The 2,666-nt window shown below is 46.1% G+C and carries 2 protein-coding genes; both read left to right on the top strand.

The genetic code is table 11. The annotated features are described in order from the left end of the window. Positions 1-242: 242 nt before the first annotated feature. Positions 243-1,787: an IS21 family transposase gene (gene istA / locus JUB15_RS28275; RefSeq protein WP_207516115.1), complete on the top strand. Its 1,545-nt coding sequence runs from the start codon at positions 243-245 to the stop codon at positions 1,785-1,787. 34 nt (positions 1,788-1,821) lie between these two features. After that, entirely contained in the window at positions 1,822-2,559 is a 738-nt protein-coding gene (gene istB, locus JUB15_RS28270; RefSeq protein ID WP_207516114.1) for an IS21-like element helper ATPase IstB, read from the top strand. Positions 2,560-2,666 lie beyond the last annotated feature (107 nt).

The raw sequence follows: 2,666 nt of genomic DNA, 5'->3' as shown, positions 1-2,666 counted from the left end.
CTGTCTAATACGGAAGTCAATGGGCCACCCATTACGGAGGATAGCGGGCCAGCCAAAACGGCGCATGCTGGGCCAACCGCAATAAGCTTTAATACGGAGGTCGTTGGGCCATTTTGCTGGTTAAACTTCTCCCAAATACGGAGGCCATTGGGCCAAAAAGATCAGCAGGCAGCGGTTTAAAACGGAGGTCATTGGGCCACTTTCCATGATTGTAATAGCCTTGTGCCAAAAACAAACGGTACATGGCAGGTCAAAGAATCAACATCATGGAAGTACGTACGTTAATCAGCCTGAAACAAAAGGGATGGAGCAACCGTAAAATCGCTGCCCACATCAAAGTCAATCGCAAAACGGTAGACAGCTATATCAGCCGTTTTAAAGCGCTGGAGCTATCGTGTGAAGAGTTGCTACAATTGGAGGATGTTGAACTGCTGGAGCTGTTTACTGAAGACAGTCAGACCGAAAAAGAGCGCTATGAAACATTGGCCGCCTACTTCAGCTACTTTGAAAAAGAACTACTCAAGCCCGGTTGCACCCTGGCTGTTTTGCATCAGGAATATCAATTAAAACATCCGGGTGGATACCGCTACACGCAGTTCTGCTGGCATATCCGCCAATGGAAGCGCAGAACAGAACCAAGTGGCAAGTTACTGCATAAAGCCGGTGAAAAGCTTTTTGTAGACTTCTGCGGCGATAAACTCACCTATACCAACAAGATTACCGGCGAACTCATAGAAGTCGAAGTTTTTATTGGCGTACTGCCTTGCAGCCAATACACTTTTGTGAAAGCCGTACCCTCGCAAAAGCGGGAAGACGTGATTGGTTGCCTTAGCAGTTGCTTGCAATGGATGGGAGGCGTACCACAGGCCATTGTATCCGATAACCTTAAATCTGCCGTAAGCAAGGCGCATAAATATGCGCCGCTGATCAATAAAACCCTTGCCGACTTTGCTCTTTTTTATGGCTGCGCTATAGATCCAGCCCGTCCATACCATCCCCAGGATAAGGCACTGGTAGAACGGTCTGTAAGCCTGGTATATCAACGCATCTATTATCCTTTGTCGCGGCATACCTTCTTCTCTATAGAGGATCTTAACCAACACATAGCCCATTTGCTGGAACAATACAATGATTATCTTTTTGCTCACGGCGGTACTACCCGTCGCCAGCAGTTTATAGATACGGAAAAAGAGTGGCTGCAACCTTTACCCCAAGGCCGTTATCATCTGCGTCAATACAAAAGGGCCAAGGTTCAAAAGACCTGTCATATTTGTCTTAGTGAAGATCGCAACTACTATAGTGTTCCATATCGCTACCAGGGCTTGCATGTGGAAGTGCAATACAATCAGGACAACGTCGAGATCTTTTACAATCATACCCGTATTGCCACTCATAAGCGCTCCTTTAAACCCGGCCACTACACTACTCAGGCAGATCATATGCCCTCTTCCCATCAGGCGTACAACTCATGGAACCCTCAGTTTTTTGAAGATAAGGCTGCCCATGTGGGCACCAACACGCTCGCTTACATACAGAAACTGCTATTGCAGTATAGTTACCCTGAGATTGCTTACAAGCAATGCCAGGGCATCTTAGCCCTTGGCCGCGACTACACGCCGCCGCGCCTGGAAAAAGCCTGCCAGCGCGCTCTCAACCATGACAAAGCCAGCTACCATACCATAGAGCGAATCTTAAAATCAGGGCTTGATCAGGTAGAAGAACTACCGTTTGAACAATCCTATATGCCTATCCATAGCAATATCCGTGGCGCCGGTGAATACCGGTAGCCCTAAAACAAGCAAGCAATAAACCATACAAAATATGAATGAAAACAACACAGTAGAAAAAATGCGCCGAATGAAGCTGAAAGCCATGGCCGGCCTATACCATCAATGGCTTAACCGTACAGATGACAAAAGCTATACTACTGATGAGTTCCTTGCGCTACTTATCGATACAGAGTGGGAACACCGGCAAAAAAACAGAATAGACAACTTCATTAAACAGGCAGGTTTTAAACACGTCGCTTCTGCTGGCAATATCGACTATCAAAGTTCCCGCAATCTGGATAGGAACGTAGTAGAACGACTATTAACCCTTCAGTTCCTCTCTAATGCCGAGAACATAATAGTCACTGGTCCTACCGGATCAGGTAAAAGCTACCTGGCTCAATGCCTGGGCGTACAAGCCTGTCAAATGTTGCACCGAACACTTTACTTCCCTACATCCCGATTCCTTGATAAAGTCAAGCTGGCTAAGCTGGACGGCTCTTATTCCAAACTTATAAAAACTATCGGTAAAGCGCCCTTACTTATTCTGGATGATTTTTTGTTGACACCAGTCGACCAGCCGGGCCGTTCTACACTGCTTGATCTGGTAGAAGAACGTTATGATAAAGCGGCTACTATTATTGCAACGCAGATCCCTGTTGCCGAATGGCACAGTTTAATTGGCGAAAGTACTGTTGCTGATGCCATACTCGATCGTTTGGTATACTCATCACACAGAATTGAATTAACTGGAGAATCTTTAAGAAAGAAAAAGGCATTGAGTGCTTAATATAAAATCATTACCGTAGAATTGCACTGGAAAGTGGCCCAATGACTCCGTTTTAGGTGGCCCTATATCCTCCGTTTTGACTGGCCCAGTATCCCCGTAATAGACAA

Source organism: Longitalea luteola (assembly GCF_017356035.1).
Classification (GTDB): Bacteria; Bacteroidota; Bacteroidia; order Chitinophagales; family Chitinophagaceae; genus Niastella; species Niastella luteola.
This window is presented reverse-complemented; position numbering and strand designations above follow the sequence as displayed.

Excerpts from the sequence above, each read along its gene's own strand:
- istA (WP_207516115.1), top strand. The coding sequence starts at position 243 with ATGGCAGGTCAAAGAATCAACATCATGGAAGTACGTACGTTAATCAGC.
- istB (WP_207516114.1), top strand. The coding sequence starts at position 1,822 with ATGAATGAAAACAACACAGTAGAAAAAATGCGCCGAATGAAGCTGAAA.